The organism is Lactobacillus sp. ESL0677, from assembly GCF_029392875.1.
In the GTDB taxonomy this organism is placed as follows: Bacteria; Bacillota; Bacilli; order Lactobacillales; family Lactobacillaceae; genus Lactobacillus.
On sequence record NZ_CP113946.1, the window covers coordinates 1,196,571 to 1,221,768 of the forward strand.

General features: G+C 36.1%; 22 protein-coding genes and 1 pseudogene. 3 read left to right on the forward strand and 20 right to left on the reverse strand.

The window, feature by feature from the left end; all coding sequences use genetic code 11:
- Positions 1-276 precede the first annotated feature (276 nt).
- From OZX76_RS05840 to OZX76_RS05880, 9 genes and pseudogenes are all read right to left on the reverse strand, one after another.
- Positions 277-1,410 carry an FGGY family carbohydrate kinase gene (locus tag OZX76_RS05840; RefSeq protein ID WP_348635192.1) on the reverse strand — a complete coding sequence of 378 codons (1,134 nt, stop codon included), beginning with the start codon at positions 1,408-1,410 and terminating at the stop codon, positions 277-279.
- On the reverse strand, positions 1,359-1,733 hold the full coding sequence (locus OZX76_RS05845; protein ID WP_277178641.1) for an FGGY family carbohydrate kinase: 375 nt from the start codon (positions 1,731-1,733) through the stop codon (positions 1,359-1,361). Before OZX76_RS05845 ends, OZX76_RS05840 begins: the two co-directional genes overlap by 52 nt.
- On the reverse strand, positions 1,720-3,081 hold the full coding sequence (locus OZX76_RS05850; RefSeq protein ID WP_277178643.1) for a PTS transporter subunit IIC: 1,362 nt from the start codon (positions 3,079-3,081) through the stop codon (positions 1,720-1,722). The genes OZX76_RS05845 and OZX76_RS05850 overlap by 14 nt, the downstream gene beginning before the upstream one ends.
- A gap of 11 nt (positions 3,082-3,092) precedes the next feature.
- Entirely contained in the window at positions 3,093-3,392 is a 300-nt protein-coding gene (locus OZX76_RS05855) for a PTS sugar transporter subunit IIB (RefSeq protein ID WP_277181512.1), read from the reverse strand.
- Positions 3,389-3,865, reverse strand: a complete 477-nt coding sequence (locus OZX76_RS05860; RefSeq protein WP_277178645.1) for a PTS sugar transporter subunit IIA — start codon at positions 3,863-3,865, stop codon at positions 3,389-3,391. The genes OZX76_RS05855 and OZX76_RS05860 overlap by 4 nt, the downstream gene beginning before the upstream one ends.
- A gap of 9 nt (positions 3,866-3,874) precedes the next feature.
- Positions 3,875-4,729, reverse strand: a complete 855-nt coding sequence (locus OZX76_RS05865; protein WP_277178647.1) for a class II aldolase — start codon at positions 4,727-4,729, stop codon at positions 3,875-3,877.
- A gap of 88 nt (positions 4,730-4,817) precedes the next feature.
- Positions 4,818-5,183 (reverse strand): hypothetical protein, encoded by a 366-nt coding sequence (locus tag OZX76_RS05870; RefSeq protein ID WP_277178649.1) that lies wholly within the window; start codon positions 5,181-5,183, stop codon positions 4,818-4,820.
- Complete coding sequence (locus OZX76_RS05875; protein WP_277178651.1) at positions 5,184-6,644, reverse strand: PRD domain-containing protein; 1,461 nt, start codon at positions 6,642-6,644, stop codon at positions 5,184-5,186.
- Between the two features lie 596 nt (positions 6,645-7,240).
- Positions 7,241-8,095, reverse strand: a pseudogene (locus tag OZX76_RS05880) (class I SAM-dependent methyltransferase).
- 304 nt (positions 8,096-8,399) lie between these two features.
- Here OZX76_RS05880 and deoC point away from each other — a divergent pair.
- From deoC to OZX76_RS05895, 3 genes are all read left to right on the forward strand, one after another.
- Entirely contained in the window at positions 8,400-9,107 is a 708-nt protein-coding gene (deoC, locus tag OZX76_RS05885; protein ID WP_277178653.1) for a deoxyribose-phosphate aldolase, read from the forward strand.
- A gap of 111 nt (positions 9,108-9,218) precedes the next feature.
- The gene (locus tag OZX76_RS05890) at positions 9,219-9,938 is read left to right on the forward strand and encodes a GntR family transcriptional regulator (RefSeq protein ID WP_277178654.1); all 720 of its coding nucleotides are present in this window, start codon (positions 9,219-9,221) and stop codon (positions 9,936-9,938) included.
- A 173-nt stretch (positions 9,939-10,111) separates the two neighbouring features.
- Positions 10,112-12,385 carry an HAD-IC family P-type ATPase gene (locus OZX76_RS05895; protein ID WP_277178656.1) on the forward strand — a complete coding sequence of 758 codons (2,274 nt, stop codon included), beginning with the start codon at positions 10,112-10,114 and terminating at the stop codon, positions 12,383-12,385.
- A gap of 80 nt (positions 12,386-12,465) precedes the next feature.
- Here the strand turns inward: OZX76_RS05895 and OZX76_RS05900 are convergent, their stop codons facing one another.
- The 11 genes from OZX76_RS05900 to OZX76_RS05950 form a co-directional block, all read right to left on the reverse strand.
- Entirely contained in the window at positions 12,466-12,984 is a 519-nt protein-coding gene (locus OZX76_RS05900; protein WP_277178658.1) for a GNAT family N-acetyltransferase, read from the reverse strand.
- 130 nt (positions 12,985-13,114) lie between these two features.
- On the reverse strand, positions 13,115-13,642 hold the full coding sequence (locus tag OZX76_RS05905) for an adenine phosphoribosyltransferase (RefSeq protein ID WP_277178660.1): 528 nt from the start codon (positions 13,640-13,642) through the stop codon (positions 13,115-13,117).
- Between the two features lie 98 nt (positions 13,643-13,740).
- Positions 13,741-16,017 (reverse strand): single-stranded-DNA-specific exonuclease RecJ, encoded by a 2,277-nt coding sequence (recJ, locus tag OZX76_RS05910; protein ID WP_277181514.1) that lies wholly within the window; start codon positions 16,015-16,017, stop codon positions 13,741-13,743.
- A gap of 23 nt (positions 16,018-16,040) precedes the next feature.
- Positions 16,041-17,879, reverse strand: coding sequence for a translation elongation factor 4 (lepA, locus tag OZX76_RS05915; protein ID WP_277178662.1), 1,839 nt, complete (start codon positions 17,877-17,879; stop codon positions 16,041-16,043).
- Between the two features lie 141 nt (positions 17,880-18,020).
- A complete protein-coding gene (gene dnaJ / locus OZX76_RS05920) occupies positions 18,021-19,157 on the reverse strand; it encodes a molecular chaperone DnaJ (protein ID WP_277178664.1) in 1,137 nt (378 codons plus the stop codon).
- Between the two features lie 81 nt (positions 19,158-19,238).
- Positions 19,239-21,107 (reverse strand): molecular chaperone DnaK, encoded by a 1,869-nt coding sequence (dnaK, locus tag OZX76_RS05925; protein WP_277178666.1) that lies wholly within the window; start codon positions 21,105-21,107, stop codon positions 19,239-19,241.
- Between the two features lie 18 nt (positions 21,108-21,125).
- A complete protein-coding gene (gene grpE / locus OZX76_RS05930; protein WP_277178667.1) occupies positions 21,126-21,722 on the reverse strand; it encodes a nucleotide exchange factor GrpE in 597 nt (198 codons plus the stop codon).
- Between the two features lie 11 nt (positions 21,723-21,733).
- A complete protein-coding gene (gene hrcA / locus OZX76_RS05935; protein ID WP_277178669.1) occupies positions 21,734-22,783 on the reverse strand; it encodes a heat-inducible transcriptional repressor HrcA in 1,050 nt (349 codons plus the stop codon).
- Between the two features lie 152 nt (positions 22,784-22,935).
- Complete coding sequence (ribF, locus tag OZX76_RS05940; RefSeq protein ID WP_277178671.1) at positions 22,936-23,865, reverse strand: riboflavin biosynthesis protein RibF; 930 nt, start codon at positions 23,863-23,865, stop codon at positions 22,936-22,938.
- 19 nt (positions 23,866-23,884) lie between these two features.
- Positions 23,885-24,778, reverse strand: coding sequence for a tRNA pseudouridine(55) synthase TruB (truB, locus tag OZX76_RS05945; RefSeq protein WP_277178673.1), 894 nt, complete (start codon positions 24,776-24,778; stop codon positions 23,885-23,887).
- 44 nt (positions 24,779-24,822) lie between these two features.
- Complete coding sequence (locus tag OZX76_RS05950; protein WP_277178675.1) at positions 24,823-25,185, reverse strand: ribosome-binding factor A; 363 nt, start codon at positions 25,183-25,185, stop codon at positions 24,823-24,825.
- Between the last annotated feature and the right edge of the window lie 13 nt (positions 25,186-25,198).

The following is a 25,198-nucleotide window of genomic DNA, read 5'->3' on the forward strand; positions in this document are numbered from 1 at the left end:
TGAAGTGCTCCATAATTGTCAGACATAGAGCTAATAGTTATGGAGCACTTTTTCTACTCAAAATCATGAATGTTAAATGATTATTTATGATTTAAGCAAACTAAAATTAATTTCAGTTAGATTTATACATGTATGCTTTTTCAAACATTATCTTAATTTTTTTAAAAAAGCCGTATGAACAAATTACTTATTAGGCTTTAATACCTTTTTTGTAACTGTAATATCGGCTTTTTTATTTTAATTATCAGTTTTTATATTTACCAGCCAAATCTAATATTAAAAATTACATTTAACTTTATTATGGTAAATTTTTTGATATTTTTTAAGCATAACATCTAACAAATAGCTTTTTTTAGCATTATCATCAGTAGGAATATATCTTACTGTATCATTTTGTAAATAGTTACCTGTTGCCACTGAATACGCTCCTTGTGATACTGCCTGGTCAACTGCTATATTATCAACTTCCATTCCAAATAAATCTGCTTTTAACTGTAACCACAAGTTATCTTGCGTCGCAGGACCAATTACTTTAATTTTATGATATTTATTTTTTTCAAAAATTGTAGAATACATTATATAGTATTCACATGTTAATCCTAAAAAGAGCCCAAAAATCAACTCTTCCAAGGATGTTTCTGTAGTTAAGCCATAAATTAGTCCTTTACTTAAAGATGATTTATTTGGTGCACCACTTCCTTTAAAGTGAGGAATTACCAAAACTTGTGACTCAAAGATTTCATGATGATCATAAGCGTCTTGGGCCCTCTTAAGCAATTTATGTAGTTTGCTTTCATCTATCCTGAAAACTTTCATAAACCACGCAATGGTTGAACCAGCTGAAGGAATAACTGAAAATCTAGTATTATGTTTGCCATCAGTATAAATTCCATTAGTAATACCCATTCTCTGTGCTTCTAAAGTAGTATCTGGACTTATAGTTAAAGCCATAATAGCCTCAGTTGTACCTGTCGAATCAAGCAATTCATCATCCTTAAGTTCGATACCACTCGCACCACACATGTGATCATGTCCTGCGATAGTTACCACACATTCATTATCAAAAAGTGAAGCCACTTTTCCAGTAACCATGCCTAATTTTTCACCAGCTCGAAAAATTGGCGGAAAGGAAACATTAGAAATCTCAAAGATTCTCTTTATTTCATCTGACCAATTTCCTGTTTTGACATTTAAGCAAAGTGTACGACTAGCAACAGTATTCTCTGTTGCCAAATTACCTGTAAGCTTAAAGACCAAGTAATCTGGAATACATAACCAAATAAATTGGTCAGTAGGATTTAATATTGTCTCATCATATTGAAGTAACCAAGAAATTTTACTAGCTGAATAATGTGCACTTATTGGCAGACCACTAATTTCATATATACGTTTTTTTCTATTGCTGTTAATTTATTTAAAATCACTTCGGATCGTTCATCAAACCATGCAATACAATGTCCAGCTTCCTGTTTAGTTTTCTTATCGAGTAATATTCCTGACTCACCAACGCTTGCAATTGATATACTTTTTACCTTACTCAATTCAGTTTTATTAAAGTTTTTTAAATTAGTTAATAGGTTCTGCCACAACTTTGGTAAATTAAAGTCAACTTGATTACCATGTATATTTTTAGGCGTTTCAAATTTCTTCAACACTTTTGTATATTTAGACCATAAAGTAACCTTAGTGTTAGTGGTGCCTACATCAATAGTTAAGCAATTATTCGTTTGCACTTAGCACGTCCTTCTTTGTAGCACGATAAATCCACCAAACTAATCCACCTACTATCAAAATAAGTACTAATGCAATTGGATCTAACTGGAATATTTTTACAATCCAATATCTTAGTGGATTACCACCATCTAGAAAACTAGTAACAACGGAATGCATTGCCCCCTTGTATGCAACATTTCTTGCCATTTTGGTAATAGTTGAAGCCATTGCTGTTGAAATATAAAGATCGCCTATTATACATGGAATAGAAATAATCAATGCTCTAAAAATATTACCCTTACATGCAAGAACAATCATTGAAGCAAACACGGCTAAGTTAGCCAAGTCAGCCAGCGGCAATGTATGATTACCCGGTAAAATAAAGGCCAAAGCAACCGCAATCGGCGTAAGCAATAAAGCTGTTGAAATGATTGATGAGTTACCAATTGCTACTGCAATATCCAATCCGATAAACAAATCTTTTCGATTTGGAAACTTTTTAGTTAAAAATTCTTGTACAGATTGTGAAATTGGCATTAATCCTTCTAGAAGAACCCTAGTCATTCTTGGAAGCAAAAGCATTACTGCTGCTAAATTAACACCAATATTAAGTAAACCTTTAACATCATAACCAGCAAGCAACCCTAGAAGAATTCCTAAAATAAGACCAATCATCATTGGTTCACCAAAAACGCCAAATTTTTTCTGAATTGATTTAGGATCAATTTTAATTTTATTTATTCCAGGAATTTTATCAAGAAGCCAATTACCAATTAACCCAATTGGCCAAAAAGTAATTGAGGATACCGTGGGTAAAGAAATTCCTTCCAAGCCAAAATATTTTTCACCCATCGGAGCAGCCCAATCAGCTAATTTGAAAACAATAATTGTGATCAAGGCAGCTGCAACAAGACCTAAAAGGAAATTATCAGTAATGTAATAAACTAAAGTTCCAGCTAAAGCAAAATGCCAATAATTCCACATATCAACATCAACTGTTCTTGTTTGACCGATGATTAGCATAATTATATTAATTACGATTGTCATTGGGATTACAAACGGAGCGATAGGTAAGCCCCAAGTTATTGCTGATAATGCCGGCCAACCGAGATCAGCTGCAGGTAAATTAATTCCTGTATGCTTAACCATTGCCTGAGCAGCAGGTCCAACGTTATTTGTCAGAATTCCAAAGATTGCAAAAATACCAACAAATCCAACTCCAACTGTCAAAGCTGATTTAAATGCTTCCGAAGGTTTCATTCTGAAGCATAAACCTACTATGAACAAAATTATTGGTAACATTACAATAGCGCCCATCCCTAAGATATACTGGATAACACTATTTATTTGTGAAGCTAAACCAGCCATTTTTATTCTCCTTATTTTACATAATTGTAAATTTTTTCTAGAGTTTTTTCAGCGCCTATCCCTGTAACTAGTGATAAAGCGTGAACAACAGGTATTTCCACATCAAATGGTACCTGAGTAGTTGCAACAATTAAGTCCACATTTTTAGGATCAGCCATTCTTGGTAGCGAAGCAATATTGGTCTGTGTATAAGTGACATTAATCCCCTTTTCTTTTAGATAATTTAATGTTTTTTCCGTTGCAACTGTCGAAGTTGCTATTCCAGTGGCACATACAAAAAGAATATTTTTTTCTCGATTAGCCATTTTTATTCCTCCCAAATTGCTTTTTGAATTATTTCTCTAATTTCTGTCTTTGTTCCATTTTTTATTTGTTTTAAATTTTGATTGTTCTGAAAAACAGTCATAAGTTTTGATAAAATATTTAACTGTTTATTTGATTGACTCAATGCTAATAAAAAAACTATTGATACCTCTATCTTTTCATCGGTGGTTCCCATTACAACTTGTTCAATCGGTTGTTGCAGAATAGCGACCGAAATGGCATTTTGCTTTGTCCACTTTGCATCTGTATGGGGAATCGAAACACCAATTGGCTTTGTAGGCAATCCGGTAGGAAATTTCTTTTCCCTTTCAATAACATTTTTAGAAAACTCTTGTTTAACCAACTTTTTTTCACTTAATTTTTTTGATAAAATTTTGATTACAGTATCAAAATCCACCTTATTATCAAAAAATTCAATTTGATCATCGTCAAAAACTGTTTTTGCTTGTTCAAGATTCATATAATTCCTCTAATAAATATCAACTGGAGCCAATTTATTCATCACATTAATTTTGTGATAGACGACATCTTTAATTGCTTTTCGTGCATCCAATGTTACATTGATCAAATCAAAGCGATTATTTTCTTGTTCGTAATCTTTACCTATAGTTTGGATGTAAGCTTTACGAAGATCACTTGCAACATTAATTTTAACAACACCGTAATTTACCATTTGATTAATTTGCTCGTCTGGTATTCCTGATGCTCCATGTAAGACTAATGGTACAGGACAAATTTTTTGAATCTTTTTTAACAAATCAAAATTAATATTAGGATCTAAATTTAAGCCATGAACATTTCCTACAGCTACAGCTAATAAATTAACCCCTGTTTTTTTCACGAAATCTAGTACCTGATCAGGATTTGTATATTTATTATCGGGATTAACATAATCATCTTCCTTACCGGCAATTGCTCCCAATTCGGCTTCAACAGGTATGCCATAACTTTCAGCAAACTCTACAGCTTGTCGTGTATGCTTGACATTTTCATCATAATCATATTGAGCATTATCCGTCATTACAGAACCAAAGCCTGCTTGACACGCATCTTTTATGTTTTGAAAATCTTTTCCATGGTCGAGATGTAATGTTACAGGTGTTTCCATTTTATCGGCATAGCGTTTCACCATATCATATATATAGCCATACCCCGATAATGGAATATTTGTAGGAGCAATTTGGATAAATGCAGGTACCTTACTTTGTTCAACTGCATCGAGAATTCCCATTGTAGTAATCAAATCGGTTGTATTATATGCTCCTGCACAAACATGACGTTCCTTTATAATATCTAATAGTTTAAAACCGTTTATTAATGGCATTGCTTAAAACCTCCATTGCGTATATTTCATATTTGAATCTTTTAAGAAGTTGCAGTCAAGATTTATATTTTAGATAAAACCAGAAAAACTAATTATTCATGATAAAAGTAATTAAATGTTTGGGCTTATTAAGTTGATGACCTGGATTCACTACTAAAAGGACAACTTTATCTAAATCAAAACTTTTCTTTAATGATTTCAAGCAATAATTAATCGGTTTAGAAAGACTAAAATAAGTTATTACATCTTGTTTTACTTTTCTATTAATAACATGGATTATTAATCCATCATCAGATACAAGTCCCTCACCAATTTCATCTCGTTCTTTAATTACGGCCATGATTTCAGCTGCATCCAAAGATGATTCAATTCTTTGCGTATAAGCAATAATTGATTTATAGAGTTCTTCCAGACTTGCAGGAGCAATTGTCATATACTGTTCTTTAATTTCCATTTATTTTGCCTTCATTAACTGATCAATTTTTTCTTGAACTATTCGCTGATCCTTTTTAGTAAATAATGCACTCACAATTACCTTAGGAATTTTTATCTTATCTGACACTTTGACTGTAGAAATCAACAAATCAACTTTACTAAAATCATATTTGTAGTTATTACTTGACGTAACATCTAAAATGTCAAGATTAGGAAAAGCTTTTTTTACCTTTATTCGCAATAATTCTGAAGTACCAATTCCAGTTGCACACATAATAATTATCTTTAAAGTTAATGGATTTTCTTCAAGTGCTTGTGCAAAATATAAAGTTATATAACCAATCTCATTTTCATCAATATTATTTAATCCATATTTAGCAAATACTTTCTTTGAAGCTGCAAAAATAATCAGAAATAAATTTTTATATTCCATTTTGATCTGCTCTAACAAGTTATTATTAATGTGAATGTTCCGCGTTAATCTATTAACTAATGGCTGAATGTGCTTTTCTAGTCTTAATTGAATAAAACTAAAGTCAAAATCCATTTTCTTAGACACAATTGCTATTAGTTTCTGAGTAACATTTGAGACAAGCCGAGAAACTTTCACGACTGAGACATCATTTTCAAACCTCGATGAAATTAAATACTCAAAAATATACTCAGTTTCTTTTTCAGGAACTTCCATATTCAAATAACCACTGATATCTTTTACTACTTGTTGACTAATTTGATAAATTTTAGGATATAGCTTAATGCTTTTTTGATCTTTAATAAACGATTCAACTGAAAGAGAACTTGATTTACGTAATCTGATAATCAAGATGTAGAGATGTGAAAACAAATTAACATTGTAAGGATACGGCAATGAAGTTTGTAATACACTTTCAATTTTATCGATTTCCCTCAAAGCAAATCTCACATCATACTTTTGACTAAAATCCGAACTTTTAAGAAATTGATTTAAATCTATTATTTCTCTATCATCTATCAGTTCTGTTAACGCATGTCGAATATTTACTTCTGAACCTTTAGCAGCAATATATCCATTTTTCGAAATTAAAATTATTTCATATTCTTTAAGAATTGACTTTATTATTCGTTTATCATTTAAGCGAACGTTTAAACTTATAAAATATTTGTCAAAAACCTCACTTTCTTTAATACCTTGTGGTGAAACTAGTAAAAGTTGTTTGATAATCCTATTTCTCCGTTCAACTGGAGAAATATTAGTCATTGAATTATCGATAATATCCGAATGTGAACTAAGCTGAATATAAAATTGATAATTAACTTTGAACCCTCTACCTCTTTGAGATATAACCAAGGGGCCATCACTATCTTCATTAATATCTTTCACCAGTCGATAAACTGTTTTTTTAGAGACATCTAACTTTTTTGAAATTTCTTCTGCAGTAATAAAATTATTACTCTCTAAAAGGAAACAAATTAACTCATGAACTCTTGGAGAATTCTTCATATTCGCTCCTTTCTTGATTCTTAAAGATTCATCTTCTATTTTAGTAAACGATTTCATCTTTGCATTATCAATACGTGTCCATTGATATGGTCAAATGTTGTTAAAAAATTAAAAATTATATAATTAAATATCAGACTATCACTCAATTTTTGATTCTTAGTAATATGTATTGTAAATAAAACTAATTAAAAATAAATACTGACCTAAAAAATGAAGTGGATGCTGTCTTCCAAGACACTATGACTAGCTTTAAATTCAGTAATTATTTTTCAAACTAGAGTTTACCAGTAAATTAGATAGAGCGATAAACGAAATTAAGTAAAGCAATATGAAAACTTTTAGTTCAATAGTAGAGTGGGTAAAAAATATTAAACTTTTAAATGAGTGTATAAAAAATAGTGAGTTAAAAACTCACTATTTTTTGTACAATAAACTAGCATATATTTTATTGAAGCGATTTACGCAATCACTAATTACGATTAATTGACTAACTTTTAAAAATTATCTTTCACTTAAAATAAAATTGTTTCTCTAAATTTCATGCTTAAACAGTTGGATAATTTTTTTGTTTATATTAGTTATTTTAAAAAATAAATTTATTTACAAGCAACAATTGAAAAAGTTAATGGTATTTGTGGATAATTATCAGGCATATACCAACCGTCTTGCTTCATGTTATATTTCAACATAGGTAATGATTACCAATCTGTTTCCGGGTATTCTCCAAATGACTTAATTGTTAAGCCTGCTTCAAGCAAAGCAGATGTAATTTCTTGAAAATCATGAGCCCAATTATGGATTACGGCTATGTATTAATTGCTCGCTATTACTAGCATACTCATTTACCTTATATGAAATTTTTGCTTCGTAAGTAGACTCTGTTCCACTAAAATAATCGCTTTTCAGCATTAAGCCTTCATTATCTAGTGCAAAAAGCAACGGATGATCGTCACGAATCATAAAAACACCTCCAGGCATTAAAAGATTCGCAATCGATTGGGCCCAGTCTTTCAAATCAGGTAACCACGTAATTGTTCCCGCACTAGTTACAATTACATCAAATTACTCTAATTTTTTTGACAACACTTTCGACGCATATCTGGCATCTCCCTCAACATATTCAATTTCAGCACCAGCTTGTTTTGCTAAATCACGAGCATACTTCAAAGATAGCGGTGAAAAATCAAGACCATGAATCATTTAGCACCCAACCGCGTCCAGCTGATAGTATCCGTTCCAATATGACATTGTAAGTGCAATAATCTTTGTCCACGTATTGACTGATTTGGTAAAAACGGCCTTAACACTTCTAAATTCCTTTTTACTGTTCCTGTAATAGCTTTAGGATTTTTTATATAAGCTTTCAAATTACCATAGACGCCATTAACATGCGCCTTTGCGCGATCGTCCCAACTTGCTAAATTATCACTAATTTCTTGTTTATTTTCCATATTTTTACTCTCTATTAATTTAATATAAAATAAACTATTTTAGTTATATAATAATTCATTTGTGAATAGTATCAAGTTAACATTTCTTGTTTAAGCTAATAAGAGTTAAGAAATCATATGATGTTAAAAGAACTTTCACTAGCTTCATCTCCATTTTGTAATTACATATTATTTTTACAATGTAATTATATGGAATCGCTATCTTTAAGTCAATATCTATTTTTATAAGCATTAAATTTATTGTTGACCTTTTTGATTTTAGTTATTATAATTTATTATGTAAATACATAAAGGAGAAATAATTATGAAATATACAATTGATGACTTTGCCCGCTTAATTGACCATACGAATTTACATCCGTACGCAACTCAAGAAGATATGAAAAAACTCTGTGACGAAGCAAAAAAGTATCATTTTAAGATGGTAGCAATTAATCAAGTTCAATCAGAATATTGTGCTAAGCAACTTGCGGGAACAGACATTGATACTGGAGCAGCAATTAGTTTCCCTTTAGGACAAACAACTGTTGCTTCAAAGGTTTTTGATACTAAAAATGCAATCGAAAATGGTGCTAACGAAATTGATTACGTAGTAAATTTAACCAAAGTACGTGACCATGATTGGGACTACATTGAAGACGAAATGAAGCAAATTGTTGCTGCATGCCATGAAAAGAATATTCCGTGCAAAGTAATCTTTGAAACTTGCTTTCTTACCAAAGATGAAATTAAGCAATTAGCTCTAATTGCTAAAAAAGTTGAACCTGACTTTGTTAAGACTTCGACCGGCTTTGGGACTGCTGGTGCTAAAGTTGAAGATGTTAAGTTAATGAAGGAAAATGTTGGCCCTAATGTCAAAGTTAAGGCAGCTGGTGGTATTCGCAACACCGATGACTTTTTAGCAATGATTGCCGCAGGTGCACAGAGAATTGGGACTAGCTCTGGTGTGAAAATTATTGAAACTTTGAAGAAGCGCTTTGAAGATGACAACATTACTTCGCTAGATATTTAAAATAAAAATTTTAAGATAAAAAAATCAATGCAAAATACCAACTGGAATTGGTAAGCATTGATTTTTTTGTGTTATAGTAACTTGTAATTACATAAAAAAGGTGGCAATAGTGTGACAAAATCAGGACAACCTAAATATAAATTAATTGAAGATGATCTACTAAAGAAAATACAAACTGGTGTCTACAAACAAAACACACTAATTCCGCGAGAAGTAGAACTTGCAGAAAACTATCATGTCAGTCGACCGACCGTACGGCAAGCAATTTCTAAGCTAGTCAACAAAGGCTATTTAGAACGTCGACGCAAGCGCGGAACAATTGTTAGGCAAGCAAAAATCGAGCAGGAATTTACGCACGTAATCGAAAGTTACAGCACAGAAATGAATACAAAAGGTATTTATCCTAAGACAAACCTGCTTTACTTTCAAGTCCAACAAGCTAACTCCGAAGTAAGTGAGAATTTAAAAATTCCGTTGAATGCACCCGTTTTTAAGCTGACACGATTACGTTATGCTGACCAGAAGCCAATTGTTTTAGTTACTACCTATGTTCCAGAAGAAAGAGTGCCCGAGTTAATTAACTACGACTTTGTTAAGGATTCTCTATACAGCACTTTGGAAAAGTATCAATTAAAAGTAACGCACGTTATCAGGAAGTTGGAAGTTTTAGAAGCCGATGAAACTACGGCCAATCTACTTAATATTCCGAATAACAAGCCAATCTTCTATTTTCATACCCAAGGACTTACCAGTGACGAAAAGCCAATTGAATATTCAATTGCCAAGTATCGCGGTGACCTTAATTCATTCATCATCGATGTTCGCAGATAAGCTGAACACAAGTAAAAATTATGTTCATTAGAAGTTTTAACAGACATTTATTCCCATCTGATTTTTAAAATAATCATTAATATTATCAATTGACTATGCTTTTATTTCCTAGAAAAAACAGCATAACTGTGTTAATTTAGATAAAGTATAAATTAATCAAAGGAAGGCAAATTATGTCTGAAAAAATTACCGGCTTAAGTCAAGCCGAAGCAGATAAACTTCTTAAAGAAAAAGGGTTAAATGAGGTTCCAGAACCACAATTTAACTTTTTTAAAGAATTTTTATCTAAATTATGGAACCTATCCGCTTGGATTCTGGAAGCAGCCCTGCTTTTGGAATGTATTTTAGGAAAATGGATTCAATCATTATTTGTACTGTTAATGTTACTATTTGCGGCATGGAATGGTGCGACACAAAAGAAGCGTTCACGGCGGGTGCTAAATAATATTTCCCACAAATTAACGCCAACTGTTTCCGTTCAACGCGACAATAAGTGGCAAAATATCGATTCCAAGTATCTTGTACCTGGCGACCTGATTAATTTGCAGCCGGGGGACGTTCTTGCGGCTGATGTCAAACTTGTTGATGGCCAACTTTCAACTGATGAAAGCTCAATCACCGGTGAAGCTAAAACAGTTCATAAGAAAATTAACGACGCAGCCTTTGCTGGTACAACAGTTGTCGAAGGGTCTGGCTTAGCCATTGTAACCGCCACTGGATCAAACTCTCGTTCAGGTAAGACCATTAACTTAATTAATAATTCTGCAGCTCCTGGACATTTACAACAGCTATTAACCAAGATTATTTATTACCTTTGCTTACTAGACGGTTTCCTAACTCTAATTATCATCGTTGCTTCCTTCTTTAAGGGTGGCGATATTAAAAATTTGGTCAACATGCTGCCGTTTTTAGCAATGATGTTCATTGCTTCAATTCCAGTGGCAATGCCATCAACTTTTGCCTTATCTAACTCATTTGAAGCAACCAGATTGAGTAAGGAAGGCGTTCTGACTGCTGATTTAACTGGTATTCAAGATGCAGCCAATTTGAACTTGATTTTACTAGATAAAACAGGAACAATCACCGAAAACAAGACTGCAGTTGCTCAATGGACCAATTTCAGCCAACTTGACAACAAGTTAGTGCTTGAACTGGCCACAGCAGCAACTGACCAAAGAAATAAAAAAATCATTGATGTTGCAATCGATGAGTATGCTATTGAACAAGGATTAACGGTTAAAACAAGTGATGACTTTACTCCCTTCACTTCTGGTACTGGATATTCAATGGCTAACGTTGATGGTTATAACGTTAAGTTAGGTTCATTTAAGCAGCTTTCACTAATTGATAAAACCGCTAATGACAAAGTAAAGGAAATCGACTTTGGTGCGGGACGTTCCTGTGCTTTACTAATCAATGACCAACTTGCTGGTGTCTTCATTTTGCAAGATAAGGTTCGGTCAGATTCTAAGGCTGCCTTAGCCGAATTAAAAAAGCGCGGTGTTCGCCCAATCATGTTAACCGGTGACAATCAAAAGACAGCTTTAGCAGTTGCTAAGCAAGTTGATTTAACTGGTGACGTGATTTCAATTCATGATTTTAACGAAAATACCGACATTAATCAGTTAACCGGAATTGCGGATGTCTTGCCAGAAGATAAATTGCGCATGGTTAAGTTCTTCCAAAAGAAGGGCTACATCGTGGGTATGACTGGTGATGGCGTTAATGACTCACCTGCTCTGAAGCAAGCAGAAGTTGGCATTGCTGTTTCTAATGCAGCCGACGTTGCTAAACGGTCCGGAAAGATGGTTTTACTAACTGATGGTTTGAGTTCAATTGTTAAGATTTTAGATGCTGGTCACCGTGTTTACCAAAGAATGACCACGTGGTCTTTAACTAAATTAGCAAGAACAGCCCAATTGACAATGCTATTAACTTTTGGTTACCTCTTCTTCAACTATATTCCGATGGCGTTAAACGCGATGGTTATCTATACTATTATGAATAATATGGTAACCATGATGATCGGAACTGACCGCACACATATCACTTATAAGCCAGAAAACTGGAATATCGCTAAATTAGCCAAGATTGCTTTTGCACTTGCTTTTGGCTGGACAGTAATTGGGATTATCACAGTTGGCTACCTAAATATCCATGGCTTTAGCCACGGTACAGTTTCAACGATGGTTTATGTCTATCTTGTACTAAGTGCAATGTTCATCCTGCTAATTACCAGAACTAAGCGTTTCTTCTGGCAGGATTATCCATCAAAAGCTGTTGGTTTAACCCAAATTGCTGATATAATTTTAACGATTATCCTTGCCCTTTTTGGTATTGCAATGACACAGATTAGTTGGACTAACCTGTTAATTACCTTTGCAATTGCAATCGTAGCAGCTGTAATAGTTGATTTATTCTATCAACCAATTATGAAAAATAAATAATGAATTTAAAATAGAGCTTTTTAGTTAAAGAGCTTTATTTTTTTACAAAAAAATACTCCTAAAACTTAGGAGTACTGTCTTTAACGGGTTAGTTCATAAACATACGAGGTTTCATCAGCACGGTAAACACCGTGCAAAGTTCCCACTTGCTTAAAGCCCATTTTATCAATCAAGTGTTGCATTGCCTGATTATCTTCATGCGTATCAATTCTAATTGAATCAACTTCAGGGTGATTGTCCCGAATATTTTCAATTACAGCTTGCAACAACTTAGTAGCATAACCATTACCAGCGTGTTTAGAATGAATTGCGACCCGATGAATAACCACGTAATTATCTGTTTGCACTAACCAGTCACCATTTAATTTATCATATGAATGATCGGGTGGTGTAACGATCGAAATTGCACCAACGGTCTCCTCATCATCAGAAACAGCTAAGTATGCCCAACCATTTTCAATATCTTCCTTAATTTGATCAGTTGATGGATAGTCACCCTGCCATTGATTAACACCACTTTCTGCCAATTGGTTAGCACCATCTTTTAAAATCGCCATAATTTGATCAAAGTCGATCATTGTTGCTTTTCTTAATTGCAAATTTTTCACTTCTCCTTTTAAAACATACGGTTTATTATACCGACGCTAATCAAGTATGTAAAAATATTTGTTTTTGCAACACTAATAAAAAAACAGTTTTCTTTAATTACAAAAGAAAACTGTTTTACTATTAAGCACCATGATATTGGACAAGTGAATAAATATCAAGTCCTGGTAATTTTTCCTTACCCTTTAAATCAGGTAATTCAATATAGAACGCAGCACCAACTAAGATACCACCTAAACTTTCAATTAATTGCTTGCAAGCGCGCAACGTTCCAGCTGTTGCAAGTAAATCATCACAGATAACTACCCGTTGTCCTGGCTTAATCGCATCCTTATGCATTTCCAAACTGTTAGAACCATATTCCAAATCATATGAAGCTCTCTCGACTTCTCTTGGCAGCTTATGAGGCTTTCTTGCAGGAACAAAACCTAAACCTAATTCAGTTGCAACGGGGCAGCCCACAATAAACCCACGAGCTTCAGGACCGACAATGACATCTGCTTTTCTACTCTTAGCGTATTCTGCAAGCTTATGTGTAGCCGCTCTAAACAATTCACCATCCTGCAAAATCGGGGTAATATCCCGAAAGACAATCCCCTTATTCGGAAAGTCATTGACACTGGCAATCCGTTCTTCAAAAATGTTTTCCATAAGAAGAAAAACCTCCAAAACTTCATTTGCTTTTCAAAGCACAATTTAACTTACATATTCTAACAGATTTAACTATAAAAAGCACTAAAAAACGTGTATTAGTGCTGTTTTAGCCGCTGATTGACATACATTAATAATTTATTAGTTGGCATTTGTCTTAACCTACTAGCAAAAGTTATTTGAGAAGTTACCGCGGTAAAGTATTTAGACACTGAAAGTGGCTGCTTAGTAGGGTTGTTTACCCCAACAATCTGGTTATTCTGCAACTGAACAAAGTTAAGCTCAAAGAACACCCGTAAAATAAACAGCAAGCTATTATAATCTAATCCTAGAAACGGTGCAACTTGCCGATAATCTGCTGGCGATAAATCTGCATGAGCATAAACATACTTTAAAACTCGCACAAAATCTGTCTTGGCCGGAATACTTTTAACGGGCAATTGATCGAGCAAAAAGCGCAAATATAACTGCTGATAGTTATTAGTCAATGCCTGATTCAATTCAGTTAAATTATGGGGCACATCAATTAACGCAGCGACCTCGCCATTTCCTTCATAATTACGCACCAGCGCAATTTTGGTAGGATTTATTCCTAAACTATTGACAGCAACCGTCTGATTTTTTTCATCAAATAATAAATAGCGGTCTGCAAAGCCCATCACGTATTTTTCTTGTCGCAAGTCAACTACTGGAGCTGGTACGGCTAATTGTGGGGCTTTAAAGACAATGCCTTCGATAATACCCTGCAGCTTAGTTTGATTGCGAAAAGTATTCAGTCCTAACTGGATAAAGATTTGGTCAATAAATGGTAAAAGATTGCACGTGATATATTCCTTATTAAAGCCAACGACATCTAATTTGCCCGCATTTTTAACCGCCTGAAAACGGATATGTGTCTTGTCTTTACCCATAAAATCAAAATTGTTAATCGTTGCGTGCGTAATACTAAAAGTTGGTTTAACATTGTCAGTACCAAATGGCCCAGCAAGATTAATCTCATTCACCGTATCTGGCGTCAACTTAGCTAGTGATAATTCAAAGTCATACTGCTTCACTGCTAAATTTGGTGTGTCCTTAAAGCTAGCTTCAAAAGCATCCCGTAACTCGTCAATTTTATCAGCCGTAGTTGATAAGCCACAAGCAAAATCATGCCCACCGAATTTAGTCAGCAACTTTTCTTTTAAAGGAGACAGTGCATCAAATAAGTTAAACCCCGGGATCGAACGTCCTGACCCCTTAATAATTCCCGCTTCGTTTTTAGTTAAAACAATTGTCGGTTTATGAAATTTTTCAACAACTTTATTGGCCACTAAGCCAAGCACACCTTCGTGAAATTCAGGATCATAAATTACCAGAGTGTTCTTAGTCTGCCAGCCATTAATCTTAACTTGCTCAATGCATGATTGATAAACCGCTGCTGTCAATTCCTTGCGCTCATCATTGAGTTCTTCAATTTGGTTTGCTAATTTTTGTGCTTGTTCTTCATCATCAGAAAGTAGCAGCTCAACAGCAAGACTAGCATTAGCAAGCCGACCAACTGCATTCAATCGTGGTGCAATATTGAAGCCAACATCAGTTTCATCAATTGCGTCTAGCTTCAAGCCCGCGTTTTTAATTAATGCACGCAAGCCCGGACGCTGCGTTTGGTTAAGCATTGCTAGACCACGTTTAACAATAACGTGACCTTCACCAGATACCTTGACCATATCGCCAATAGTACCAATCATAGCAAGTTCTAAAAGTTCAGACATTGGATCTTGCATTAATTCACGACAAATTGTGTAGGCAACGCCAGCACCACAATAATCATCAAACGGATATTGCTGCTTTGGATAATTGCAGTGCACAATTGCATACGCATCGGGAATTTCTTCTTGGAAAGTATGATGATCCGTAATGATTGTATCAACGCCATGTTCTTTTGCATAAGCAACCTCTTGAACGCCAGTTACACCATTATCGACCGTGATAATGAGCTGCGTGCCATCTTCTACAAGCTTTTGATAAGCTGCTAGATTAGGGCCATAACCATCACGGAAACGATCAGGGATAAAGTAATGCACATCTGCACCCAGTATTTCCAATGTCTCCATCATGATTGTCGTTGCAGTAATCCCATCAGCGTCATAATCGCCATAAATGGTTATTTTTTCACCTTGATCGATTGCCTTAGTAATGCGATCAATTGCCTTATCCATGTCATGCATTAAATTAGGCGCAGCCAAATCTTCCTCAGTCGCATTAAACCAAAAGTCTAACTGTTCATCAGTATTAATGCCACGCAAAGAAAACAACTTAGCCGTTATTGGGCTAAGTTGATATTTTTCAATTAACTCAGAAGGTAACTCCTGAGCGGAACGCTGTTTCCACTCGATCATTAAGTTTTCTCCTTAATATTCTACTTCGAATTTAAATCATCATCGTTCATCTTCAAGACGGCCATAAATGCATCTTGTGGCACTTCTACGCGACCGACAGCCTTCATTCGCTTCTTACCGCGTTTTTGCTTTTCCAGCAATTTAGCCCGACGATCGGGATCACCCGTGTGAATTTTCCAAGTAACATCCTTACGATATGGCTTAACAGTTGCTCGCGAAATAATTTTTGCGCCAATTGCTCCTTGAATATCAACTTCAAAGTTTTGCCGTGGAATTAGCTTTTTAAGCATTGATGTCATTTGCCGTGCCCGCTTTTGCGCTTCATCCCTGTGAGCAATAAAGCTCAACGCATCAATTGCCTGTTTATTGAGTAAAATATCAATTTTAACCAAGTCAGTTGCCCGATAACCCGTAATTTCATAATCTAGTGAAGCATAACCTTTAGTTGAAGATTTTAAATCATCAAAAAAGTCATAAATAATTTCAGCCAGTGGCATGTCATAAATCACGTTAACGCGATACTTATCCAGATAATCCATCGTGACAAATTCGCCACGCTTGCGTTGACATAATTCCATTACTGGACCGACAAAATCGTTCGGCACCATAACTTCGGCTTTAACGTAAGGCTCCTGAACTTCCTTATATTCACCAGCACTTGGCAAATCAGATGGGTTATCAATCACCTTCGTTGAGCCATCATTCATAATTGCGTGGTAGTCAACTGATGGTGCAGTCATAATTAAATCAAGGTCAAATTCTTGTTCCAATCGTTCTTGCACAACATCCATGTGAAGCAAACCCAAAAAGCCACAACGAAAACCAAAACCTAGCGCCGTTGAAGTTTCAGGTTCAAATTCCAAGGCAGCATCATTTAACTGCAGTTTTTGCAATGCTTCTTTTAAATCGTTATACTTGGCATTTTCAACGGGATACATCCCTGAATAGACCATTGGTGGAATTTGCCGATAACCAGGCAGTGGTTCTGACGTTGGGTGTGCCGCAGAAGTAATCGTATCACCCACTCGGGTTTCACGAACTGACTTGATATTAGCTGTTAGGTAGCCAACATCTCCAGCAATTAGAATATCTTTCTTAACCGGTTGCGGACTAGTCACACCAACTTCTGTTACCTCATACTTTTTACCAGTATTCATAATTTCAATTTGATCACCGGATTTAACTGTACCCTCTTCAACGCGAATAGACAGCACAACACCGCGATAATCGTCATATTTGGAATCAAAAATCAACGCCTTCAATGGTGCTGTTAAGTCGCCTGCTGGTGCTGGTATCTCATTAACCACTTTTTCAAGCATATCAGCGATACCCTGGCCTGTTTTACCAGAAACCTCAGCAGCATCAGAAGCATCAAGACCAAGCATTTCTTCAATTTCTTCTTTAGCTTGTTCTGGATTAGCTGATGGCAAGTCAATCTTATTGATTACTGGCAGAATTTCTAGATCATCATCAATTGCTAGGTAAGTATTAGCCAAAGTTTGTGCTTGCACACCTTGTGATGCGTCAACAACTAGCAGTGCTCCTTCACAAGCAGCAAGTGACCGTGAAACTTCATAAGAAAAGTCGACGTGGCCTGGAGTATCGATCAAGTGGAAAATATAATCTTCACCATCTTGGGCATGATACTTGATTTCTACCGAGTTCATCTTGATTGTGATTCCTCGTTGGCGTTCAAGCGGCATATCATCAAGCATTTGATTCTTTAATTGCCTCTGCGAAACTGTATCTGTCAATTCCAAAATTCGATCAGCAATAGTCGACTTGCCGTGATCAATATGGGCAACAATTGAAAAGTTGCGAATGTGTTTTTGATAATCTTGTAATTTTTTAATATCCATAAATTATTTGCACCCTTTGTTTCTATCTCTCTAATTATAGCAAATTCGTAAGTGCAGTTAAAATTAATTAGAAGCTCTGAAAGTTCTGAAAGTTCTGAAAAGAAAAAGAATCCTAAACGTTTAGGATTCTTAATTAGATTTTTACTTCAACTTTTCTTTTAAGCGTTCAAAAAAGCCCTTTTCTTGTGGTGTAATTGAACCACCACCAGCCTTGACGAAGTCGACTAAGGCATCTTTTTGCTTTTCATTAATTGACTCTGGAATTTGCACTTGAACAGTTGTTACTTGATCACCATTACCATTCCCGCGCAAATATGGTACACCCTCGCCGCGCAAAGTAAATTTTTTGTTTGGCTGGGTACCAGCAGGAATCTTCAGCTTGCTCTTGCCGTGAACCGTTTTAATGTCAATTTCGTCCCCTAAAGTTGCTTGAGCAAACGAAATTGGCACTGTGGTATAGATTGTATTGCCATTACGTTCAAAGTCCTTAGATGGCTTAATACGGTAACTAATGTATAAATCACCATAAGGACCACCGTTCTTACCAGCTTCGCCCTGGCCTTCATAACGTAATTGTTGACCATTGTCAATTCCGGCAGGGATATTGATTTCAATATTATTTTTACCATCAACAGTTCCCTTACCATGACAAGTTTGACATGGGTGCTCAATGATTACACCACGACCTTGACACTTATCACAAACTGTCTGACGGCGAATCATGCCTAACATCGACTTCTGCGTTACGGTCATATAACCCGAGCCATGACACTTATCACAGGTAATTGGATGCGTGCCCTTCTCGGCACCAGTTCCTTGACAAGTCGAACAAGTTTCACTACGAGTATAAGATACCTGCGTCTTTTTACCCGTAATCGCATCCATAAAATCAATTGTCAATGTATAATCAAGATCTTGACCACGTTGTGGGGCAGTTGGGTTAGCTTGACGTTGACTACCAGCGCTACCGCCGCCGAAGAAATCATTGAAAATATCGCCGAAATCACCAAAGCCACCGTAACCTTGACCGCCGCCAAAGCCGCCTTGACCATTACCATTGACACCGGCAGAACCAAATTGGTCATACTGAGCCCGCTTTTGCTTATCATGCAAAACCTCATAAGCCTCGTTGACTTCCTTGTACTTTTCTTCAGCTCCCGGTTCATGATTCAAATCTGGATGATATTTCTTAGCTAATTTACGGTAAGCAGAGTTAATTTCTTTATCACTGGCATTACGATCAACACCTAGCACATTATAATAGTCTTCTTGTGCCATCTATTAAAAGCTCCTCACTTTCCAAAAGAAAAGAACTACTTTCGCGGCAGTTCTTTTCTAATTTATTCAATTATAAACCCTTTATTTGTTTGGGTCTACTTTGTGGAATTCACCGTCAGTTGCAGAACCATCACTTGTATTGCCGCCTTGTGAACCCGGATTCTGTGGGCCGGCTTGCGGGCCAGCTTGACCAGCTGCTCCTTGAGCACCACCATTAGCTTGGTACAATTTAACAGCCAAGTCTTGAGCAACCTTAGTTAATTCATCCTTCTTAGACTTCATTTCATCTAAGTTATTGTCCTTTTGCGCTTTCTTTAACGCATCAAGAGCATCTTGGACCTTCTTGGTATCATCTGCAGAAATCTTGTCGTTATCCTTAACTTCCTTCAGAGTCTTTTCAGTTGAGAAGATTAATTGGTCAACTTCATTACGTAAGTCAACTTCTTTTTTCTTCTTCTTATCCTCTTCAGCGTGTTCCTCGGCTTCTTTTTGCATCTTTTGAATTTCTTCATCAGAAAGACCGGATGAACTCTTGATTGTAATCTTCTGTTCCTTACCAGTACCCATATCCTTAGCAGAAACATTAACGATACCGTTCTTATCAATATCAAATGTAACTTGGATTTGTGGGACACCACGAGGTGCTGCAGGAATATCAGTTAATTCAAACCGACCTAAAGTCTTATCGTCTTGAGCCATTGGACGTTCACCTTGCAAAACATGAACATCAACGGCTGGTTGATTATCAGCAGCAGTTGAGAAGATTTGACTCTTAGAAGTTGGAATTGTTGTGTTCTTTTCAATTAACTTAGTGAAGACACCACCCATGGTTTCAATACCAAGTGATAATGGTGTAACATCAAGCAAAACAACGTCCTTAACGTCACCTGAAATAACTCCACCTTGAATGGCAGCACCTAAAGCAACAGCTTCGTCTGGGTTGATTGAGTGGTCAGGCTCCTTGCCAGCCCACTTCTTAACAGCTTCTTGAACAGCAGGAATACGAGTTGAACCACCGTTTAAGATAACCTTATCAATGTCACTAACTGTCAAGTCAGCATCATTTAAGGCATTGTCAAAAGCAACCTTAGTGCGATCAACTAAGTCACTAGTTAATTCATCAAATTTAGCACGAGTTAAGTCAGCTTCAAGGTGCAAAGGACCAGATTCACCAGCAGAGATGAACGGTAATGAAATGTGAGTTGAAGATACACCAGACAAGTCCTTCTTAGCCTTTTCTGCGGCATCCTTCAACCGTTGCAAAGCCATCTTGTCTTTAGATAAATCAACGCCATTTTCATCCTTAAAGTTTTGGATGAGCCAATCCATGATCTTGTTGTCAAAGTCGTCACCACCAAGGTGAGTATCACCATTAGTTGATAATACTTGGAAGACACCGTCACCTAATTGCAATACGGAAACATCAAAAGTACCACCACCAAGGTCGTAAACCAAGACTTTTTCATCTTCGGCATCCTTATCAAGGCCATATGCTAATGAAGAAGCAGTTGGTTCGTTAATGATCCGCTTAATGTCTAAGCCAGCAATCTTACCGGCATCCTTAGTAGCTTGACGTTGAGCATCATTGAAGTATGCAGGAACAGTGACAACTGCATCAGTAATCTTTTCACCTAAGTAATCTTCAGAGAATTTCTTGATATATTGCAAAATCATTGCGGAAATTTCTTGAGGAGTATAGGACTTATCTCCAACTTTAACTTTATAGTCTGCTTCACCCATGTGACGCTTAATTGAAATAACAGTATTCGGGTTAGTGATTGCCTGACGTTTTGCAACTTCACCAACTTGAATTTCACCGTCTTTGAAAGCAACTACTGATGGTGTAGTCCGATTACCTTCTGGGTTAGTAATAATCTTTGGTTCTTTACCTTCAAGAACAGCAACTGCTGAGTTAGTTGTTCCGAGGTCGATTCCGATAACTTTTGACATTGAATTAACATCCTTTCATTACTGTGCAACAACAACCATTGCTGGTCTTAATGTACGGTCTTTGTATTGATATCCTTTTTGTAAAACTTGGACAACGTGGTCCTTTTGATCATCGCTGCTAGCTGCAACTGTTTGAACAGCTTGATGCAGTGTCGGATCAAATTTAACACCTTCAGCCTCAATTTCACTAATTCCGTGATCTTTCATAGCCTTAACTAAAGAATCAAGTGTCATTTGCACACCCTTCTTTAGCTGTTGAGATGCTTCATCATCAACCTTGGCGACTAAGGCACGCTCTAAATTATCCATTGCTGGTAATACATCCTTAGCTAAAGATTGCGACTCATACTTTATTAATTGTGCTCGTTCTTTATTATAGCGGTTTTGCATATTTTGCATTTCCGCTTGACTACGCAAATACTTATCTTCAAAATCTTTGCTAGCTGCTTGAGCTTTAGTCAATTCTTCTTGAAGCTTTTGCTCTGGCGTTTTTTCTTTTTTATCTGCTTTTACAGCCTGCTTTTTCGCTTCGGATTTTGTTTCTTTTTCTGACTTTGCGGTAGTCGCTTCTGTTTGGTTTAAATCTTTTTCACTAGGAAAATCTTTTTTACTCACGGCTAACCTCCTTATTTAAATCGACCGTAATATTCAAGTAATTTCTTCGCTAACTCATTTCTGAAATATTCAAGTAAGCCAATTACTTGTGAATACGGCATATTCGTTGGCCCTAGCAAAGCAATTACACCTTTACCATGGGAACCAACACTGTACTCTGCAGTTAACAAACTATAATCTTTTAACAATTCGTTCGGTAATTCTGAGCCCAAACTGACCCTAACAGGAAATCGACCATTTTTTGAAGTCGGTTGGTAAGAAACCAAATTTGAAATCAAATCGTTATGATCGACTAATTCATATAACGAACGAATACTAGAGACATCCGCTGTTGAAGAATTATTTAACAAATTAATTTGACCATCAACATATAATTGTTCACTGGCAGCGTCATTAATGACATCTTCAACCAAATCAATCAGTTCGCTAGCATGTTTACCACTGATATTTTGACCAACAGCCTTATTAAGCAGCTCCGGCGTGATTTCAGCTAAACTTTTACCAACTAGTTCATCGTTAATCATGCGAACGGCTTTTTCAATCTCATCACCATGAACATTGTGCGGTAAATTATAAACCTGATTCTGAACACTACCATCACTGGTAACTAGAATTGCCATCACTTGCCGACCAACTAGCGGAACAATCCGAAATCCCGTTACAGTTACATCCTGATTTTCCGGTCCTTCCGCAAATGCCGTATAGTTAGTTAAATCGGATAAAATTTTAGCAGCTTCTTGAACGATTTCATTAACTTGATGAAACGGTCGGTCAAGCTGACTAATAACTTTGGTATAAACAGATTCCGGTATTTGCAGCGGCTCGACTAAATTATCAAGATAATAGCGGTAGCCCTCACTGGAAGGAACACGACCACTAGAAGAATGGGTCTTTTCAATTAAGCCCTTATCTTCTAGAACAACCATCTCATTTCTGATGGTTGCGCTCGACACCTTAATCGGCAACTGATTCATCACTGTCTTCGAACCTACTGGATCATGAGTCTGTGTAAAATCATTAATGATTGTTTTTAAAATAAGTTCTTGACGTTCGGTCAACATAAATATCGCCCTCACTTTTAGCACTCTCATATCTTTTGTGCTAACAATTATTATGATACTAGCATTTAGCAGAATGTCAAGTCGAGTGCTAAAAATATTTGGATTTTCTAGCAGCAAAAAATTTCCACCTACTTTTAAGTAGATGGAAGTCTTTATTTATCAGCAAAGTAAGCCTTGATTTCTGCTTCATCATGCGTCATTTGCTTTTTTAATCCTGCAAGATCAACAAATTTTATTTCACCCCGGGTATACTTATACCACTTGATAATCATTTTTTCCCCGTATGCTTCTTGGTCGAAGCCAAACAAGTTAGATTCAATAAAAATCTGTTTGCCTTCATTAATTGTCACGTTGTAGCCAACACTGGTCATGGAATCATACCATTTATCGCCAATGTTAGTTCTAGTTGCATAGACACCGACTTTAGGCAAAACCTTGTTTTCCGACCAAACCAAATTAGCCGTGGGGAAACCTAACTTGTGACCATTACGCAATCCGTGACCGACAATACCAGACATGACATACGGCGAACCTAACAGTTCGGTTGCTAGCTCCATATTGCCGTCGCTAATTGCTTTTCTAATTTCAGTTGAGCCAATTTTCTGACCTTCATAGGTTTGCTTAGGAACATCAATAATATCAAATCTTCCTTTAGCAAATTTAGGGAAGTTTTTCATATTGGCAACGTCTTTTGGCCCATAAGTATAATCAAACCCAGCAACAACGGTATCTGCTTTTAGCTGTACAATAATTTGATCGACAAATTCTTGCGCTGTTAGTTTGCTAAATTTGTCATTAAAATGAATAACAACTAAGTAATCGACACCCAATTGCGCCATTTTATAAGCCTTCTCATCCAGACTATCAATGTAAACAACCTTAGCATTTTGATAAACTTCTTTTGGATGACGGTCAAACGTCATGACAACAAGCGGCAAGTGCTTTCTAGTTGCTGCTTCACGCGCTAATTCAATCAAGTTTTGGTGTCCTCGGTGAACACCATCAAAAAACCCTAACGCTAATACGATTTTACTTGGTATTAAATTTTCTTTAACTGGATAAGTTAAATGGATAATTTGCACAATAAGACCTTCATTTCACCTATTCATTTTGCAAGAGCATCAAATTAGGACGATACTTTTCTGCATCCTTTTGATAAATTGCCTTAACCTTATTATTGTATCGTAATGCAACCTGATTTGCATCAGTTTCTAAAGCAATCGCCGCCCCATTTTTCACTTTTAGCCATTGGTCCATAGTTAAATCAACTTGCGTATAATTTTTAAAAAAGGCATCGATTGGCTGAATCAGTTGTGCGGCTCTACTTGGATCAGCCACAATTTCGTCCAAGCTGACTGCTTGACTAAGATCAAAGCCCGAGCTAGCGGTTCTGCGCAAAGTACTCATTACAGCCGGCACACCTAACTTATCTCCCAAATCATTGACTAATGAACGCACATAAGTCCCCTTACTGCATTCAATTACAAACGCAAACTCCTCTTGGCCTTTTTCTTTGTCAAAAACTGGTTGTGCAGTTAAGTCATAAGCTAGAACATTAACCTGCCGTTTAGGTCGTTCAACCTCAATTCCTGCACGGGCATATTCGTATAAATGTTTACCATTTACCCGTACGGCTGAATAAATTGGTGGTACCTGCTCAATCTTGCCCACAAACGACTGCATCCCCTGAGTAATTATCTTAGCTGCAAGCGGTTCTGTCATTTTTTTAGTTGCCAAAGTTGTGCCACTAATATCATAACTATCAGTGGCGTAGCCAAAAATACCTTCGCCAACATATTTTTTGTTTTGCGTGTGCATTAATTCAATTAGCTTAGTTGCCTGACCAATCGCAATCGGCAAGACACCAGTAACATCAGGGTCAAGCGTTCCAGCATGACCAATTTTTTTGATATGTAAGGCTTTGCGAAGATGGTACACGACATCGGCGCTAGTCATCCCCTTAGCCTTATCAATTACTAAAATACCGTTTAACATTTTTAACCCGTTCCCACTAAAAAAGCGCCACAATGGCGCCTTTTTTAATTGTTACGATCTGCTTCTTGCTTTTTTAAATCAGCAATTAACTTATCGATTTTACTACCATATTTAACAGAGTTGTCCCGCTTAAAAATTAACTCGGGAACTTTATAGACTGTCAAAACCTGCCCAAGCAAGTGACGCATCATTCCCTTGGCTTTTTCTAAGCCAGTAGCAACCTCTTCTTCCTTTTTTGGATCTTCAGAAAGAATACTGTAATAAACAGTTGCATATGATAAATCATTAGTACATTCAACCGCAGTAATCGTAACATCATTGACACGCGGATCACGAATATTTTTCCGCAAAATTTTGGTTAATTCACGGAGGACTTCTCCTTCAACACGACCAATTCTGTGCTTCATACTTTCCTCCTAG

What these genes read in the sequence shown, in the direction of transcription:
- truB (WP_277178673.1), bottom strand. Translation starts at nt 24,778, where the DNA reads ATGTTAAACGGTATTTTAGTAATTGATAAGGCTAAGGGGATGACTAGC.
- OZX76_RS05850 (WP_277178643.1), bottom strand. Translation starts at nt 3,081, where the DNA reads ATGGCTGGTTTAGCTTCACAAATAAATAGTGTTATCCAGTATATCTTA.
- OZX76_RS05950 (WP_277178675.1), bottom strand. Translation starts at nt 25,185, where the DNA reads ATGAAGCACAGAATTGGTCGTGTTGAAGGAGAAGTCCTCCGTGAATTA.
- hrcA (WP_277178669.1), bottom strand. Translation starts at nt 22,783, where the DNA reads ATGTTGACCGAACGTCAAGAACTTATTTTAAAAACAATCATTAATGAT.
- OZX76_RS05860 (WP_277178645.1), bottom strand. Translation starts at nt 3,865, where the DNA reads ATGAATCTTGAACAAGCAAAAACAGTTTTTGACGATGATCAAATTGAA.
- dnaK (WP_277178666.1), bottom strand. Translation starts at nt 21,107, where the DNA reads ATGTCAAAAGTTATCGGAATCGACCTCGGAACAACTAACTCAGCAGTT.
- OZX76_RS05905 (WP_277178660.1), bottom strand. Translation starts at nt 13,642, where the DNA reads ATGGAAAACATTTTTGAAGAACGGATTGCCAGTGTCAATGACTTTCCG.
- OZX76_RS05875 (WP_277178651.1), bottom strand. Translation starts at nt 6,644, where the DNA reads ATGAAGAATTCTCCAAGAGTTCATGAGTTAATTTGTTTCCTTTTAGAG.
- OZX76_RS05865 (WP_277178647.1), bottom strand. Translation starts at nt 4,729, where the DNA reads ATGCCATTAATAAACGGTTTTAAACTATTAGATATTATAAAGGAACGT.
- deoC (WP_277178653.1), top strand. Translation starts at nt 8,400, where the DNA reads ATGAAATATACAATTGATGACTTTGCCCGCTTAATTGACCATACGAAT.
- lepA (WP_277178662.1), bottom strand. Translation starts at nt 17,879, where the DNA reads ATGGATATTAAAAAATTACAAGATTATCAAAAACACATTCGCAACTTT.
- OZX76_RS05870 (WP_277178649.1), bottom strand. Translation starts at nt 5,183, where the DNA reads ATGGAAATTAAAGAACAGTATATGACAATTGCTCCTGCAAGTCTGGAA.
- dnaJ (WP_277178664.1), bottom strand. Translation starts at nt 19,157, where the DNA reads ATGGCACAAGAAGACTATTATAATGTGCTAGGTGTTGATCGTAATGCC.
- OZX76_RS05895 (WP_277178656.1), top strand. Translation starts at nt 10,112, where the DNA reads ATGTCTGAAAAAATTACCGGCTTAAGTCAAGCCGAAGCAGATAAACTT.